Annotated in this window: 15 protein-coding genes; 11 read left to right on the top strand and 4 right to left on the bottom strand. The window is 33.5% G+C overall.

The genetic code is table 11. The features are described 5' to 3' along the window. Positions 1-3: 3 nt before the first annotated feature. On the bottom strand, positions 4-801 hold the full coding sequence (locus ABW637_RS19400; protein ID WP_367586381.1) for a glycosyltransferase family 2 protein: 798 nt from the start codon (positions 799-801) through the stop codon (positions 4-6). Continuing rightward, entirely contained in the window at positions 801-1,907 is a 1,107-nt protein-coding gene (locus ABW637_RS19395; protein WP_367586380.1) for a glycosyltransferase, read from the bottom strand. The genes ABW637_RS19400 and ABW637_RS19395 overlap by 1 nt, the downstream gene beginning before the upstream one ends. Before the next feature lie 95 nt (positions 1,908-2,002). On the opposite strand from ABW637_RS19395, the gene ABW637_RS19390 reads away from it, so the two are divergent. Further along, positions 2,003-2,989 (top strand): glycosyltransferase, encoded by a 987-nt coding sequence (locus ABW637_RS19390; protein ID WP_367586379.1) that lies wholly within the window; start codon positions 2,003-2,005, stop codon positions 2,987-2,989. Positions 2,990-3,136: 147 nt separating this feature from the next. Here ABW637_RS19390 and ABW637_RS19385 read toward each other — a convergent pair whose 3' ends face one another. Then, positions 3,137-4,096 (bottom strand): hypothetical protein, encoded by a 960-nt coding sequence (locus ABW637_RS19385; RefSeq protein ID WP_367586378.1) that lies wholly within the window; start codon positions 4,094-4,096, stop codon positions 3,137-3,139. A 331-nt stretch (positions 4,097-4,427) separates the two neighbouring features. On the opposite strand from ABW637_RS19385, the gene ABW637_RS19380 reads away from it, so the two are divergent. The 6 genes from ABW637_RS19380 to ABW637_RS19355 all read left to right on the top strand — a co-directional run bounded on the left by ABW637_RS19380 (position 4,428) and on the right by ABW637_RS19355 (position 10,134). After that, entirely contained in the window at positions 4,428-4,997 is a 570-nt protein-coding gene (locus ABW637_RS19380) for an L-threonylcarbamoyladenylate synthase (RefSeq protein ID WP_367586377.1), read from the top strand. Between the two features lie 8 nt (positions 4,998-5,005). Beyond that, entirely contained in the window at positions 5,006-6,433 is a 1,428-nt protein-coding gene (locus ABW637_RS19375) for a CCA tRNA nucleotidyltransferase (RefSeq protein WP_367586376.1), read from the top strand. A gap of 217 nt (positions 6,434-6,650) precedes the next feature. Beyond that, complete coding sequence (locus ABW637_RS19370; RefSeq protein ID WP_367586375.1) at positions 6,651-7,667, top strand: COX15/CtaA family protein; 1,017 nt, start codon at positions 6,651-6,653, stop codon at positions 7,665-7,667. Between the two features lie 42 nt (positions 7,668-7,709). Next, positions 7,710-8,225 carry an IS1096 element passenger TnpR family protein gene (locus ABW637_RS19365; RefSeq protein WP_367586374.1) on the top strand — a complete coding sequence of 172 codons (516 nt, stop codon included), beginning with the start codon at positions 7,710-7,712 and terminating at the stop codon, positions 8,223-8,225. 70 nt (positions 8,226-8,295) lie between these two features. Beyond that, positions 8,296-9,354, top strand: a complete 1,059-nt coding sequence (locus ABW637_RS19360) for a nucleoid-associated protein (protein WP_367586373.1) — start codon at positions 8,296-8,298, stop codon at positions 9,352-9,354. Between the two features lie 6 nt (positions 9,355-9,360). Continuing rightward, on the top strand, positions 9,361-10,134 hold the full coding sequence (locus tag ABW637_RS19355; protein WP_367586372.1) for a TSUP family transporter: 774 nt from the start codon (positions 9,361-9,363) through the stop codon (positions 10,132-10,134). 55 nt (positions 10,135-10,189) lie between these two features. Here the strand turns inward: ABW637_RS19355 and ABW637_RS19350 are convergent, their stop codons facing one another. Further along, positions 10,190-11,257, bottom strand: a complete 1,068-nt coding sequence (locus tag ABW637_RS19350) for a hypothetical protein (protein ID WP_367586371.1) — start codon at positions 11,255-11,257, stop codon at positions 10,190-10,192. Between the two features lie 146 nt (positions 11,258-11,403). Here ABW637_RS19350 and ABW637_RS19345 point away from each other — a divergent pair, with 146 nt between their 5' ends. The 4 genes from ABW637_RS19345 to uvrB are packed head-to-tail and all read left to right on the top strand — an operon-like array spanning position 11,404 to position 18,049. Then, positions 11,404-12,303: an ABC transporter ATP-binding protein gene (locus tag ABW637_RS19345; RefSeq protein WP_367586370.1), complete on the top strand. Its 900-nt coding sequence runs from the start codon at positions 11,404-11,406 to the stop codon at positions 12,301-12,303. Positions 12,304-12,307: 4 nt separating this feature from the next. Then, positions 12,308-13,144, top strand: a complete 837-nt coding sequence (locus ABW637_RS19340) for an ABC transporter permease (protein WP_367586369.1) — start codon at positions 12,308-12,310, stop codon at positions 13,142-13,144. Between the two features lie 26 nt (positions 13,145-13,170). Next, complete coding sequence (locus tag ABW637_RS19335; RefSeq protein ID WP_367586368.1) at positions 13,171-15,993, top strand: T9SS type B sorting domain-containing protein; 2,823 nt, start codon at positions 13,171-13,173, stop codon at positions 15,991-15,993. Positions 15,994-16,042: 49 nt separating this feature from the next. Beyond that, on the top strand, positions 16,043-18,049 hold the full coding sequence (gene uvrB / locus ABW637_RS19330) for an excinuclease ABC subunit UvrB (protein ID WP_367586367.1): 2,007 nt from the start codon (positions 16,043-16,045) through the stop codon (positions 18,047-18,049). Positions 18,050-18,077: the final 28 nt, after the last annotated feature.

The following is an 18,077-nucleotide window of genomic DNA, read 5'->3' as shown; positions in this document are numbered from 1 at the left end:
TTTTTAATTGTTACTGTATTTATCTATTCCATTTTCGCACCAAATTAAATCCTTTTCTTGCGAAAGTCTTTGAATTTCGTCATTCTCTTTAACTTTATCTCTAGATTTTTCATGATGCCAAATATGATACACTATCCCTCGGTATCGTAATCTCCTACCCACACAACCATTATTTAACATCCTTACAATCAATTCACTATCCTCTCTACCCCAGCCCTCAATAGATTCATTATAGCCATTTACTTTGATTATATCTTCTCGCCAAAAAGATATGTTACACCCTCTTACCTTCTTAGACAATTTTGATTTAGAGGTAAAAAGGTATCCTAAAAACGGAATTCGTATTGCTCTAGTCCTTTTTTTAATACCTGTTGACAAAAGGTTAAAAGATGTTTTTTGTTTTTTAAACAATGTTGGTAAATAGTCTTTTTGAATATTTACTCTAGAGCCATAAAGAAAAACACCTTTTTTTATAAAACCAAGGTGATCTTTAATAAAATCTTTTTGCAAGATACAATCTCCATCAACTTCGATAATATAGTCTGCATCTGTAGATGCGATAGCTTTATTTAAAATTTTTCCTTTCCTAAACCCAGAATCTTCGTGCCATACATGTTTAACAGGTACGTTTATTTGTTTTTTGAATCTTTCTATTACATCTCGGGTTTGATCATCAGAACCATCATCTGCTATCAAGACCTCGTTTGTCAACAAGCTTTGCTTAATGACACTCTGAAGTACTAGTGAAAGTGCTTCAGGCCAATTATATGTTGATATAATAAGTGCTGATTTAACTATCATTAAACGACTTCTTTATATACATTATATGTGTTTATCCCTAAGTGTTTTGTGGTATAAGAATCCATAAGTCTTTTAAAAGAGATTTTAGTAAAAGAGTTTCTTAGCGTATCATCCTGAAGTAATATTAATATCTTTTCTCCAAGTGTTTCATAATCTCCAACTGGTGCAATAAACCCATTTACAGCATCTTCTATCGCTTCGTTTACCATCCCAACTTTAGTCGAAACCACAGGCACTTTCTTATAAAATGCTTCTAAAACTGTTGTCGGCCCACCTTCTCGCTCAGATGTCATAAGATATATATCAAATTGAGGTAAAATTGATGCTGCTTCATTTTTAAAACCAATAAACGATATATAATCTTCTAACCCATACTCTAAAACCATATCTTTAAGTTCTTGGGTTCGTTTTGAAAACTCACCAATCTGAACAAAGTGTATGTCTTTCCTATTTTCTTTATTCACTATAATATCCAAAGTCTTTACTAAGGTTTTAAGATCTTTAGCTTTAGTATGGTTTGCTATATTACCAATGATTTTACAATCTTCAGCAAGATTCAATTCTTTTCTGATATTATGAAACGGGATAGCCTCTTCACTTTGATCATTCACCTTTACCCCATCATAAACTACACACAGCTTAGTGTGGTTTTTAGTATACAACACCCCTTTAAAATAATCAGAAACAATTTTAGACACACATAAAACCTTATGAATATTCTTATAATTATACTTAAGCTTACTCAAAAAGCTAACGCTACTTCCGATACCTTTTTTTGAAAAAACTGCTTTCACTTTAAGCTTATGTAAAAGGTCGGTTATCATATATCCTGTAACTGCATCACTAGTGTGTAAATGAAGAAGATCAAACCGGTGTTCCGCTACAGCATTTTTCAATTGTTTTCTATACCCCTTCTTACGAGCTTTTATATAAGGGATTGAAATGATAGTAATATTTTGCCCCTTAATTTTTTCGACTAAAGGAGTGTTTTCAAAACAAAATAAAGACTGTTCAACTCCGTATGAGTTTAGTTCCTCTACCAAATATAATAACTGTTGTTCATTTCCTCCCCAACTTCTAGCTCCAGAGACATGTAAAACTTTCATAAATTATCTTATAGATATATCGACAAATATATAGTAATTTAGATTTTTTAATAGGGATAACAAAAATAACATTTAATATAAATTTTAAACAAAAAATGAAAATACTTATCGAAGACAGAACTGCTACTCTCCCAGCAAAAAAATATGGAGGTACTGAGCGCGTTATTTGGGGTTTAGGGAAGGAGTTAGTTAAGATGGGACACGAAGTGTATTTTTTAACAAAAAAAGGTTCATATTCTGATTTTGCAACTGTTATACCTTATGATGAAGAAAAAGATTTTCAGAGCCAGATACCAGAGGATGTAGATGTTGTTCATCTTTTTTATTCACTACATGAAACGGTGGGCAAACCTTATATTTTTACCATGGAAGGCAACCCGGCTCCAGAAAGAGTATTAGATAAAAACATGGTTTTTGTATCAAAAAATCATGCAAAAAGATATGGTTCATCTGCATTTGTATATAATGGGATTGATTGGGATGATTACCCAGATCCTGATTTGAGTAGCGAAAGAACGTATCTCCACTTTCTGGCCAAAGCCTCCTGGAAAGTAAAAAATCTATTCGGAACCGCAAAAATTGCCCTTAAATCCGGAAATAAACTCCACGTTATGGGAGGAAAACGATGGGATTCTCGCAATATTAAAAGAGGGTTAAAATATATTCTAAATCCAAATATCATTTTTCACGGAATGGTCGAAAATGATGTGAAAATGAAAGTTGCTCAGAATTCGAAAGCTTTAGTTTTTCCTGTAGTTTGGCACGAACCATTTGGCATCGCAATTACCGAAAGTATGTACGCAGGTTGTGCCGTATTTGGAACTAAAAACGGTTCGTTAGAAGAGTTGATAACCCCGGAAGTTGGATTTACAGGAACAAGCTCTGATGAAATTGCTAAAGCTATTAAAGAATTTGACTATAACCCCAAACGATGTCATGATCACGCTGTAAAGTATTTTAACTCTAAAGTTATGACAGAAAAATATCTAGAGTTATATAAAAAAGTTATTTCGGGAGAAACTTTAAATCCTGAAGTCCCTAAATATATTGATGCAGAAAATACAATTCCTAAATTTAAATAATAGCTAATTAAGAAACAGAGAAAAGCTATATTGATAAGAATTCATATTAAATTTAAAGCGGAAAATCGAATACAAGAAATTCCGCTTTAAAAAATAATTAGCCTATTTTTGAGTGTAATCAATGGTTGATTTCATACTCGATGAAATCTACCACGAGATTCGATCTGTCCAGCGATTTCTTTCATCATCACCTAACATTTTTTCTACTATTCTTCCACTTACATTAACATCCCAATACGCATTAGGTATAAGTCCCGGAGCCTCAACAGAATTCAGAAATCTATTTACATGAGAAGAACAACCACTAGAAAACACAATAGAACGTTGTATATCACTTGGATAAGAACTACTAACCTGTCCGAACTGATTTCTTAAAAAGGAATTATTTGTAATATTAATATTAATTTCTCTTCTCTCTCCTGATAATCTCCAACGATTACGTCTATAATTATACTCTAATTTTACACGTAGATGCAATGAATATTGTCTAATATAACCTAAGGATAAATATTGTGCGAAAACCTCATGCACATATTTAAATTTTCTAGGTGACCTCCCTTGAGTTTTACCACTACCACACTTTTCAATATATTTTTGTTTCCAAAATTGATGTTGATTTGCAACAGGAACTGTTTTTGCCAGACCTATTTCTGTTTCATCATTACTCGTTTCTCCATTATTTACAAGCGTATAAGATACAGAACCAATTTCTTTAAGATCTTTTGGAGAAGTTTTTTGAGTTATACCATTAACTTCACTATCCAATTCATAAAAATTCCCTTCGTTAAACCAGATAATTTGATCAGCAACTTCAAACTCATTATTTTCATTTAAAATTCCTTGAATTGCCGGTAAAATTTCCATATCATCCTTCTCGGTAGTGTAAAAAGATTTTGCTTCCAACTCATCTGAGTCTAAATTAACGAGACTCATATAAAAGCCATTAAATTCTTCCCAGTTTTTAAAAGAAAATCTACCTGATTTTAATTCCGGACTAAACTCAACATTAGATTCTTGATCAGTAGCTTCAGTAAAAGATTCTGGACTGTCTTTTTGACAAGAAATTGTTACTGCAAGTATAAGCAGTAAAAAAACATTTTTTTTCATTATTAATAGTTTAAGATTAAAAAGTAAAAACTTTAAAGCGATGTTAAAGTCCGTTTATTTTGTTTTTTGTTCGAGGCAAATGTAGTACACTCTACAATCGAAAATCAAGTAGCTTAAGTTGGTTTTCAGTGAAAACACAGTTGGTTTTCAGGGAATTCATGGCAATAAAAACTCATACTAAGTATTATAAAACAAATGAACCTTACACACTTTTATTGGTCTAAAACATGTGATAAAATTCATAACCCAAATTAGAATACATTCTTTTACCATTATAAAGATGAAAGCTTCATGTTCTTTTGTATTTTTGACACTTGCAAAAAATAATCTAATGACTGATCACAGAGAAGAAATAGAAAAAGTAATCACTGTACTTAAAAGAGGTGGACTTATTCTCTATCCTACAGATACAGTGTGGGGTATAGGTTGTGATGCTACAAACCCAGGAGCTATAGAGAAGGTATATAAACTTAAGCAACGAGCAGAGAGTAAAACTATGATCTGTCTGGTAAGTGATTTTAAAATGCTGCAGCAATACGTAGAAGAAATACCAGAAGTTGCCTACGACATACTTAAATATGCAACAAAAGCGACTACCATAATCTATGATAGACCACTACGAGTTGCAGAAAATATTATTGCAGAAGATAATACATTAGGGATTCGTGTAGTAAGAGATCCTTTTTGCGGAAAATTAATACGAAAATTTAAAAGACCCATTATATCTACTTCTGCAAACATTAGTGGTAAACCATCTCCTAAAAATTTTGAAGAAATATCTAACACTATTTTGGAAGGCGTAGACTATGTTGTAAATTTGCCACTGCAAAATAAAGGTGCAAAACCTTCTTCGATTATTAAGATCGGAGGTGATAGCACTGTAAAAATTATACGGAAGTAAATTGATTCATGTCGGAAGCTAAAAATTACAAAGAAGCCTTACAACACCCAATTTTTAATACTATTGCCAAAGCAGCAGTAACTCTTCAATTAGATAGTTATGTGATTGGAGGATTTGTAAGGGATCACATATTACAAAGAGGAACCGCAAAAGATATCGACATTGTTGCTATTGGGAGCGGAATACAACTGGCCAAAGAAGTCTCAAATCTTTTACCAGATAAGCCAAAAGTACAGGTTTTTAAAACATACGGTACTGCAATGCTCAAAACCGATGACATTGAAGTAGAATTTGTAGGAGCCCGTAAAGAATCCTATTCTGATGATAGTCGTAATCCCATAGTAGAAAACGGAAGCTTACAAGATGATCAAAACCGGAGGGATTTTACTATAAATGCATTTGCACTAAACTTAGCATCAGAAAATTTCGGAGATTTATTAGATCCCTTTAACGGGCTAGATGATTTAAAATCAAAGATAATTCGCACCCCTCTAGATCCAGACATCACCTATTCTGATGACCCGTTGCGAATGATGAGAGCAATTCGATTTGCAACGCAGTTAGGATTTAAAATTGAAGAGAAATCCCTAAAGGCTATCACCAAAAATAAAGATCGAATAAAGATTATTACCAAAGAAAGAATAGTAGATGAGTTGCATAAAATCATGCTAAGCGAACAACCATCTATTGGATTTAAATTACTTGAAAAAACTGGGCTTTTGGCATATATTCTTCCAGAATTAATTGCCTTGAAAGGTATTGATGAAATTGAAGGGCAGCGCCACAAAGACAACTTTTATCATACACTCGAAGTAGTTGATAATATTTCAGAAAATACTGATGATTTATGGTTACGATGGGCTGCATTATTACATGATATCGGTAAAGCTCCAACCAAAAAATTTAGTAAAAAAGTAGGTTGGACATTTCATGGACATGAATTTGTAGGTTCAAAAATGGTATTTAAACTCTTTAAGCGATTAAAAATGCCGCTGAATGAAAAGATGAAATTTGTTCAGAAAATGGTATTAATGAGTTCGCGCCCCATTGTAATTGCTTCAGATGTTACTGATTCTGCAGTAAGAAGATTAGTATTTGACGCAGGTGATTTCATAGAGGAATTAATGACTCTATGTGAAGCAGACATTACCACTAAAAACCCTAAAAAATTCAAGAAATACCACAACAATTTTAAGATTGTAAGACAAAAAATGGTAGAAGTTGAAGAACGTGATCATATCCGAAATTTTCAACCACCAGTTACCGGAGAAGAGATCATGGAAACCTTTAATATAAAACCTTCCCGGGAGATAGGAATTATAAAAGAAGCAATAAAAGAAGCAATTCTTGAAGGAGAAATCCCTAATGAGCATGATAAGGCTTATCAATTTATGCTTCGTAAAGGAAAAGAGTTAGGGCTGAGGGTTGATGGTTGATGGTTGATGGTTGATGGTTGATGGTTGATGGTTGATGGTTGATGGTTGATGGTTGATGGTTGATGGTTGATGGTTGATGGTTGATGGTTGATGGTTGATGGTTGATGGTGAAAATAACTTTTTTTTGTCATTCCAGCGTAGGCTGGAATCCAAAAACATAGAGGGAAGCATAAAAAGATTTCCGTTTTCATGGAAATGACGTTAATGAAATTAATTTATGAAAAAAGACAATAAAAAAGTAATATACTGGCTACTCACAGGGTGTTTATTAATTTTTATTATGGTGGTAATAGGTGGCATTACCAGACTTACACATTCTGGTCTATCTATTTCTAATTACAAATTAATTTCGGGCACTATTCCTCCTATGAATGAAACAGAATGGAATGATGCATTTGAGCTATATAAACAATATCCAGAATATCAAAAGATAAATAATCAATTTACTCTAGAGGATTTTAAAGACATTTACTTTTGGGAATGGCTACATCGCGTTATAGGCAGGTTTATAGGTGTAGTATTTATAATCCCATTTTTATATTTCCTAATACGAAAACAACTTACTAAGCCTACCATAAGAAAATCCATCATATTAATGTTATTAGGGGGATTTCAGGGGTTTCTTGGGTGGTTTATGGTTAAAAGCGGGTTGATTGACAGACCCGATGTAAGTCATTATAGACTTGCAATGCACTTAACCGCCGCATTTATCACCTTTGCCTATACATTTTGGGTAGCATTAGATCTCATATATCCAACTAAAAAAGTAATTGATATAAAGTTTAGAAATCTAGTTCGATGGGGGTTAGTAATTCTCCTCATTCAGATTATTTATGGAGCTTTTGTTGCAGGTCTTGATGCTGGCTTATTACATAATCATTGGCCACTCATGAATGACGGAGCGCTAATTCACGAATCTGTTTATATAGAACAGTCTCCGGTGATAATGAATTTTGTAGAAGGAAAAAGCGGTGTTCAGTTTATACATCGTTACCTGGCCTATATAGTTGTTGCGCTCATACTATTGATATGGTATCGAGGTAAGCGCATCGAGAAAAGTGATCTACAAACAAAATCGTTACACATATTATTAATTATAGTTGGTCTTCAGTTTTTTCTTGGCGTTTTTACCCTAATTTATAGAGTTCCCATAGTACTTGGTATATTACATCAAATTACTGCTTTTTTCTTACTTGGTGCAATGACTTTTTCATTACATCGTTTTAGTAAATAACAATGCATTTATAGTATCTTTGCATTTCCAAAATAGTTAAGAATGATTTACCGTTTCAGAATTATACTAGATACCGAAGAAGATGTATTTAGAGATATTGAAATAGAGCAAGATGCTACATTAGAGCAATTTCATAATGTGATTACTCAATCCTTCGGTTTTGATGGCACAGAAATGGCTTCTTTTTATATAAGTGATGATGAATGGAATCAAGGCGAAGAAATTTCATTATTTGACATGAGCGACGGAAGCCAGGCAGTTAAATTAATGAATGAAACCACTCTTATTGATGTCGTTCATGAAGCCTCTCCAAGACTAATTTATATTTATGATTTCTTAAGCATGTGGACATTTCTGGTTGAATTAGCAGAAATTGCAGAGTATGAAAGTGGTATGGAATACCCTAACATAATGTTCGTTCATGGGCAATTACCAGATGAAGCACCTGACAAAGAATTTAAGGCTGATGACACTAATGATTTTGATGAAGGTGAAGAAGAAGGTTTTATGGATCTTGATGAATATGACGATCTTGGATTTGATGAGCATTGGAATTAAAATCCCAAAATAAAATAACCACAAACACACAATGTAACACTGCTACTTTGTAGCTTTTAAACTTAGAATTATGATTAACCTATATAGTACCCAAATCGAATCGCTTTCTGTTCACAAGGTTGGAAACAAGAACAAAGGCGAAAGTATATTTCTATCAGAATCACCATACCAGGTTAATGATGAACTTACTGCTATTCTGAAAGAATATTTCTTTAAACCTTTTAGAGAGAAAGAAGAAAATTATTTTCAATTTGCGAATGAAGTAGATATAGAATTTAATCCATTATATAAGATTGTAACCGAAATTTTTGAGAATCCATCTTCGGTTCATGAAAAATCAAAGCGAATTGCATCATTACTTTATGAGCAATCTAATCATCCACATATTAAAAGCGGAGAAGTATACGTCACGTATCTAGACAATGTAACTATTGATAATGAAAAAGTTGCTGCCATTGGGATTTTTAAATCCGAATTGAAGCATGATTTTCTTCAGTTTGAAGAAAAAGAGTCTGATATCGAATTACTAATTCAGCAAGGCGTTAACCTTAACAAGCTAGATAAAGGATGTCTCGTTTTTAATCACAAAAAAGAGGAAGGGTATAAAGTTCTTTCTGTTGATTCTAATCGATATGATACCAAATATTGGTTAGAAAATTTCCTTGGCGTTGAAGCTTTTGCAGATGAAAACTTTTACACTAAAAAGTATATGAAATTCTGCCAGGATTTTGCAAAAGATGTAGTGTTACCAGCAGAAGATAAAAAAGAAGAAGTGATGTTTATGAACCGTGCGGTAAATCACTTTGCAAAAAATGATGAGTTTGAAGAAACCGCTTTTTTAAATGATGTAATCGACAATCCAGATTTAATACCCGAGTTTAAACATTATAAAGTAGAAAAAGCACCTAAATATCAGATTGAGGATCTTACCAACTTCCCTATTGCCAATAACGCGGTTACTGCTGCTCGTAAAAAAATGAAAAACGTAATCAACCTGGATACTAACGTTCAGATCAAAATGGATTTCATAAACCCAGAGTCTGCAGAAAAATTTGTCGAAAAAGGCTGGGATGAAGAAAAACAAATGTATTACTACCTTGTGTACTTTAACAAGGAACAAAAAACTTAATATATAGTGGATTATATTCTGGTTGGTATTATCGCCTTATTAGGATCGGGATTAACATTTTTTTCTGGTTTTGGATTAGGCACTTTACTTATGCCGGTATTTGCATTATTTTTCCCTATTGATATTGCTATTGCGCTTACTGCTATTGTTCATTTGCTTAATAACCTGTTTAAATTAACTTTGATCGGTAAAAAAGCGAATATAAAAACTGTACTACGATTTGGCATACCTGCTATTTTGTTTGCTTTTTTAGGAGCCTACTTACTAGGAACGCTTACAGATATAAAACCATTATACATCTATTCTATTGCAGACAACGTATATCAGATTACAGTCGTAAAAATATGCATCGCTACTTTATTGATTTTCTTTTCGCTTTTTGATCTTATTCCAAGATTAAAAAGACTTGAGATTGATACTAAATTTTTACCCTTGGGTGGGGCATTAAGTGGTTTTTTCGGAGGATTATCCGGCCATCAAGGTGCATTACGAACCGCTTTTTTAATACGAGCAAGACTTAGTAAAGAAGCTTTTATTGCCACAGGAGTAACTATTGCTTGCTTGATAGATATTTCAAGAATTACTATATATGCTAAAGATCTCTGGCAACTACGCAATGATTTAAATTACACTATGCTCACTACTGCCACTTTGATGGCTTTTATTGGGGCCTATTTTGGAAATAAGTTTTTAAAGAAAATTACTATAAATACGATCCAGATTATTGTTGGTATCTTATTAATCGTATTTTCTATTCTACTTGGCATCGGTATTTTGTAGCATCTTTTTTAACTCAAATATCAAGAAGTAGTTTTTGTTACAAATTCGTATATGATTATTTATCCAACAAATTCTTCATATTTACATTTTCATAATTACGCCTCACAAAATCCATTGCCGTTTTTAAAACCTCTCCCATAGATTGACTTCGACGAAACTTTAGATCCAGTGTAAAATTATACAAATGCTCTCGTAGTTCTTTTAAATTCTCTTCGGTAGAAATATGATCTGCACACATGCATTCAACCAAATTTTCATAACGTGATCTTGATGTTAAGATACGTTTAGCCAAAACAGAACGTTCTTCTTTTTTATATTGTTCGATAGAACTAGGCTGTAGCTTATTCATTACAACATCAACCATCGTAAAATTTTCTTTAAAAAATTGAGGTTGATAGACTTTTAACTTTCCTTCAAAGCATTGTTGATCAAAATCAATGGCCCTAATCTTATATTCTACATGATCAAAATCATGTATAGGAATAATCACATAATTATAAGACCTCATATCACCCAACAGGCGCATTTGACAACGTTCATTAAATTTTACAAATTCTTTAGCTATTTGAGATTTTGCCTGATCACTTAGATCCGGTAAAAAATCTTTAATAAATACATCTCCTGGTATTCCTGCAATATGCTCTTCTATCAATGTATTTTTGTACACTAAAAAGTTAATTCGATTTGGAGAGAACATATGTTCTAATTCTAAACCATAAATACGCGAAGCATCGGCTTTCTTAACATAAATGTAGGTGTAATTGTCATTTAAAATATTCCTAACTTTTATTCTAAAGGGTTTAGAATTACCAAAGGTGCAATAGTCAATGGCATCAATATTTAAAAACTCTATAGCATCTTCATTTCCATCAGAATGCAAAATAGTATACACTTTTTTGAGACTAGATTCTATCTCAGGTCTTTCATGTTCTTCGTAGTATACTCGCACCCATAGTGTATCTTCATCATTACTATCATATACCACTATCGATCCCGAAAACCTAAGCAAATCATCATAAAACACAGGGATTTTAATTTTCCGATTACATTCTTTTAAGTATGCATCGAGTTGATCATTTATTGGATAGGTCGGCTTCTTTTTCGACATTAACTTTTCTTCCATAACAAACTTCAATAAGGCAAGCAATTTACAAATAACAATCTTGAAACACTAAAAACATCAATAATCAACTCATAAGCATCAACTACTTTTGTAACAAAAAGCCGTACTTTTCGTCTTGTTTAATATAACCTCCAAAACAATAACAATTGGAAACTATTCTCACGTTAAAAAATCTTACCAAAAAATTTGGTCCGATAACAGCCGTAAAGGATCTATCTTTTACTATCAAAAAAGGGAACGTATATGGTATTCTTGGCCCTAACGGAAGTGGAAAATCAACTACATTGGGTATCGTACTCAACGTGGTTAATAGAACTTCTGGAGATTTTACCTGGTTTGATGGAAACACCTCAACTCATGATGCGCTTAAAAAGGTAGGAGCTATTATTGAACGTCCAAATTTTTATCCATATATGACAGCAGTTCAAAACCTGAAACTAGTTTGCCAGATTAAAGAAGTGTCTTCAGAAAAAATTGAAGAAAAGCTTGAAATCGTAGGATTGTTAGAACGTAAGGATAGTAAATTTAGAACATTTTCTTTAGGAATGAAACAACGATTAGCTATTGCTTCTGCCCTATTAAATGATCCTGAAATCCTTATCCTGGACGAGCCTACAAATGGTTTAGATCCACAAGGAATACATCAGATTAGAGAAATTATAAAAAAAATTGCCTCAAAAGGGACTACTATTCTTCTTGCTTCTCACCTTCTTGATGAAGTCGAGAAAGTTTGTACACATGTAGTTATTATACGAAAAGGAATCAAATTATATTCAGGCCCTGTAGATGAGATGAATGCAAGTTATGGTTTCTTCGAATTAAAGAGTAATCAAAATTCTATTCTCAAAAAATGGTTATCCGCTCATAAGGATTTTAAAAGCTTCAAAGAAGAAGATGATAAAATTACTGCTTTTTTAGCCCACGAATTGGATGAAGAAAGTCTTAACAGACAATTATTTAAAGAAGGTATTGTTCTTACACATCTTGTAAAAAGAAAAGAAAGCCTCGAAGAACAATTTTTACAACTAACCAATAATTTAAATTAGAACCATGTTACGACTACTTAATATAGAATTTCAGAAATTTAAATATAATAAAGCGGCAAAGGTAATCACAATAACGTACTTTGTTCTTTTTACCTTCGTCGCGTTAATTGCTTCAATAGAATTTAATTTTGCTGGTATTAAATTCAGAATTGCGGATCAGGGTATTTTTAACTTTCCATATATCTGGCATTTCACAACATATATTGTATCATGGGCTAAGCTTTTTTTAGCGATTGTAATCGTTTCAATGATGGCAAATGAATATAGCCATAGAACACTAAAACAAAATTTGATCGATGGATTAAGCAAAAAAGAGTTTATTGGATCCAAATTCTTGACTGTTGTTGTATATGCTTTTGCTTCAACGCTATTTTTGTTTTGTGTATCTCTTATTCTAGGGTTAAGCTTTTCTGATTATAATGAGCTATCGATTGTTTTTTCAGATCTAGAATATGTTTTAGCTTACTTTGTTAAACTAATAGGATTTTTTGCTTTTTGTATGTTTTTAGGAGTTTTTGTAAAACGCTCTGCTTTTGCATTAGGATTTCTATTTATTTGGTGGATTCTTGAAAATATAGTCTACGCTTTACTCAAATTTAAACTATTCAAAGGAACAGACATAGCAGACAACATTGTACAATTCTTTCCATTAGAATCAATGAACAACCTTATTATCGAACCATTTAGTCGATTAAATTTTATCCAATCGGCAGTTAATCAACTTGGAGAAAACTTTCAAAAGGATTATCTAGTACATTGGTATGAAATTTTAATCGTGTTAGTTTGGACTGCTATTTTTGTCATTCTTTCTTATCGATTGCTCAAAAAGAGAGATTTATAATATCTTTGGGCTTCATGGCTTATTAGATGAGATATTTATATGTAGTTTTTTTTGCCTGTTTGTTTTATACCTTACCAATTCTAGGTCAAGGAGAAGCTAACAATTGGTACTTTGGACAAAATGCAGGGATCAGTTTTAATACTACGCCTCCTACAGCACTCACCAATGGACAAGTAAATACCCTAGAAGGGTGCACTACTATATCTGATGTTACCGGCAATTTACTTTTTTATACTGATGGTATTACAGTATGGAACAAATCTCATACTATTATGCCTAATGGTATTGGATTAAAAGGAGATCCATCTAGTACCTCATCTGCCTTGATTGTCCCTCAACCCAACAATCCTAATCTGTATATTATTTTCACTGTAGATGAACCGCATCACTTTAATGCAGATAATAATGCAGGTACAACTGATGGTGACGGAGTTAATGATGGATTCATGTACTCTATTGTAGATATATCCTTGGATGGAGGAAATGGTGATGTGGTAAGCACACAAAAAAACATTCCTTTAATCACCTATGACACATCTAATAGTCTGGAAAGTTTATATAAATGTTCAGAAAAAATTACCGCAGTAAAAAGTGATGATTGTGATTCGTTTTGGGTCATTACCCATTTTGTAGATACATTCTATACCTTTAGAATTAATTCGACTGGCGTAGATCCTACACCTGTTACCTCCAGAGTTGGTGTTACAGTTCCGGTTTCGGGATATCGTCGTAATGCTTTAGGGTACATTAAAGCTTCTCCAGAGGGAAACAAATTAGCGGTAGCTCATTTTGGTTTCGCAACAATCGCCGGAGGAAATGCTATGGGTAGCGTATTACTTTATAATTTTGATAATATAACCGGACAAGTAAGTAATGAAATCGAATTAAGTAATATTGATTCTCCCTACGGAATAGAATTCTCTCAAATCGGACAACGTTTATATGCCACATATGATATTGGTGCAGCCGGAAATGGACAAAGTTATTTAACACAATATGATCTATCATTACCCGATAATCAAATTGCTTCAAGTGGAACCAGGATTCGCAATCAAATTAATCAAGAAATTTCTTCTTTCGCCGCAGGAGCTATACAATTGGGCCCTGATGGCAAAATCTATAGAACCTTATTGGATTTTAATGCTCAAATAGGCAATTACTTAGGAGCTATAGAAAACCCTGAAGATCCGGCATCAAGCATAATTTACAATGAAAGAAGTATACTGGTCAATGTAGATGGTTCTAGAAATGCGCAATTAGGGCTCCCTCCTTTTATTCAATCTATTTTTGCGCAAACTATTGACATCATAAACATGGGAGATCCAAATGATGTAAATCTACCTCTTTGTGAGGGTGATACTTATCAATTAACGTATCAAAACATTCCTGGCGCTACCTATACTTGGTTTATAGATGATGTTCAAATAGCAAATACAACTAATTCTTTAGATATCACAACAACAGCTAATTATAGACTAGAAGTTGACCTAAATGATGGTAGCTGCCCTCTTATTGGTGTAGCCAATGCGACCTTTTATGAGGTACCAGCCATTATACCATCATCATTAATACAATGTGATGCATATCAAACTATAGGAGACAATATCACATTATTTGATTTAAACTTCGCAAACGATCAGCTTACGGGTGGTAATATCGATTTTTCTACTCAATTTTTCCTTGATATGCCTTCGGCACAAGCTGGATCTCCAGTAATTACTAATATTGATACTTTTCAAAACAACCAAAACAATCAGCAGTTATATGTTAGAGTAATAAACAATGACAATACCAATTGTTTTAGTATTTCAACACTCACTTTGCAGGTAAGTACTACCAATGTAAGTGATGCAGAATTGAGAGCATGTGATGATGATGGAACCGAAGATGGTTTTACTATTTTTAATCTTTCTGAAGCTAATCCACAAGTGTTATTTGGTATAACAACACCTGGACTCACAATAAATTATTTTGAAAATACAGAAGATGCATTACTTAATAGAAACCCAATAACAACCTATACAAATCCAACGCAAAATTCTCAAGGAGACGATATTGTTTATGCTAAGGTTGAAAATGGCGGAGATTGTTTCGGAATTAGTACTGTACAATTATTTGTAATCCCATTACCAGATATCGAAGAAGAGGAACAATATTTTATATGTCAAAATCAAAGCGCTATTGAAATTGATTCTGGTATACAGCCCAATAATGATCCTGGTGATTTTGCTATTTTATGGTCTACAGGCGAAACAACAGAGATTATCTCTGTCACTCAGGCAGGAATATATACTGCAGAGATTACCAATATTCTAACGGGTTGTTCTAAAACAAGAACAGCAGAAGTAGTAACCTCCAGTATCGCTACGATAACATCTGTAGATATTATTGATGGTACAGATAACAATGTCGTCACTATTAATGCAGAAGGACTTGGTAATTACGAATATGCGATCGAGATAGAAGAAGTTTTAAGTTCGTATCAAGACAGTCCGATTTTTACTAATGTACCCCCTGGGTTTCATACCGTTTATGTTAGAGATAAAAATGGTTGTATTCCTGTGGTAACCGAAGATATTTCGGTGGTTGGTTTTCCGGGGTATTTTACTCCTAATGGTGATGGTTTTCATGAAACCTGGAACGTAGAAGGCATATCTACCGAGATTATGAATGGCTCTTTAATTCTTATTTTTGATCGTTTCGGAAAGCTTATAAAGCAGCTAAGAGCTGGTGGAGTGGGATGGGATGGTACCTTTAATGGTAGATTGATGCCCGCTAGTCAATATTGGTATCGTGTTGAATTGGATAATGGTCGAATTCTTACCGGAAGTTTCTCCTTGATTCGATAAATCTATTCGCCGTATTCTGTATCTTTATTGTGAAAAAGAAAGAATATCCATGAAGTTCGAATTAAAATCAGAATTCAAACCAACAGGTGATCAACCCGAAGCGATAAAACAATTAGTAGAGGGTATAGAATCTAATGAGAAATACCAAACATTATTAGGTGTTACCGGGTCAGGTAAAACATTTACTGCCGCCAATGTAATTGAAAAAGTACAACGTCCTACTTTGGTATTAGCACATAACAAAACATTAGCCGCTCAATTATATTCTGAGTTTAAACAGTTTTTTCCTGAAAATGCAATAGAATACTTTGTTTCTTACTATGATTATTACCAACCCGAAGCGTATATTCCTACTTCGGGTGTGTATATCGAAAAAGATCTCTCTATTAACGAGGAGATAGAAAAAATGCGGTTAAGCGCTACTTCTTCTCTTCTTTCGGGACGAAGAGACGTTTTGGTAGTTGCCTCGGTATCCTGTTTATATGGTATTGGTAATCCTGCAGAATTTCAAAAAAATGTAATCTCAATACAGTCAGGACAATTCGTATCAAGAACAGCCTTATTACATAGATTAGTACAAAGTTTATACTCTAGAACCGAAGCCGAATTTAAACATGGTAATTTCAGAATAAAAGGAGATACCGTAGATATTTTTCCCAGCTATGCAGATGATGCATTTAGAGTACACTTCTTTGGTGATGAAATTGAAGAAATAGAAGCATTTAATGTTCAAACGAATGCAATTATTGAAAAATATGATCGACTGAATATCTATCCAGCTAATATGTTTGTCACTTCACCCGAAATATTGCATAATGCCATTGATCAAATTGCTCTCGACCTGGGAAAACAAGTAGAATATTTTAAAGAGATAGGAAAACATCTTGAAGCAAAACGATTAGAAGAACGCACTAATTTTGATTTGGAAATGATTAAAGAATTAGGATACTGTTCGGGAATCGAGAATTATTCTCGCTATTTAGATGGCAGAGCTCCCGGTACAAGGCCATTTTGCTTACTTGATTATTTCCCCGACGATTATCTTATGATCATAGACGAAAGTCACGTAACCATACCGCAAACACATGCCATGTATGGCGGAGACCGTTCACGAAAAGAAAATCTGGTAGAATATGGATTTAGACTTCCTGCTGCGATGGATAATCGACCCTTAAAATTTGAAGAACTTGAAGCGATACAAAATCAAGTAATATATATTAGTGCTACGCCGGCAGATTATGAATTGCAAAAGAGTGAAGGAACATTTGTAGAGCAAATCATTCGCCCAACAGGATTACTAGATCCGGTAATAGAGGTTCGACCAAGCCTTAATCAAATCGATGATCTTATCGAAGAGATGCAAAAACGAATTGAGGCAGACGAACGCACCCTGGTGACTACGCTAACTAAAAGAATGGCAGAAGAATTAACTAAATACCTGACCAGGATTGATATACGTTGCCGATATATACATAGTGATGTAGATACACTAGAACGTGTAGAAATAATGCAGGATCTGCGAAAAGGTATTTTTGATGTACTTATTGGAGTAAACTTACTTCGTGAAGGGCTGGATTTACCCGAAGTATCGTTAGTAGCCATTCTTGATGCCGATAAAGAAGGCTTCCTAAGAAATAAGAGATCATTAGTTCAGACGGTCGGAAGAGCTGCGCGAAATGTAAATGGTAAAGCTATTATGTATGCTGATAAGATTACGGTGAGTATGCAAAAAACTATAGACGCAACAGAATACAGACGAGAAAAACAAATTGCCTACAACACCAAGCATGGTATTACACCCGCTGCAATTAAAAAATCCCTAGATAGTGCACTTGCCGGTAAAAAAGTAGAGCCTTACCAATTTGAAGCTGCTCCTTCGCTACAAGCCGCTGAAGAAGAAACGGCATACTATACCAAAGAACAACTAGAAACCCGAATTAGAAATGTGCGTAAGGAAATGGAAAAAGCAGCCAAAGAACTCGATTTTATGACTGCCGCACGCTTACGTGATGAGATCAAAATGCTACAAGGAAAAATACAGGATCAAAAAGTGTAGTTTTTATTAATATGACTGAATTTAAAAT

It is taken from the genome of Aquimarina penaris, assembly GCF_040786285.1.
In the GTDB taxonomy this organism is placed as follows: domain Bacteria; phylum Bacteroidota; class Bacteroidia; order Flavobacteriales; family Flavobacteriaceae; genus Aquimarina.
This window is presented reverse-complemented; position numbering and strand designations above follow the sequence as displayed.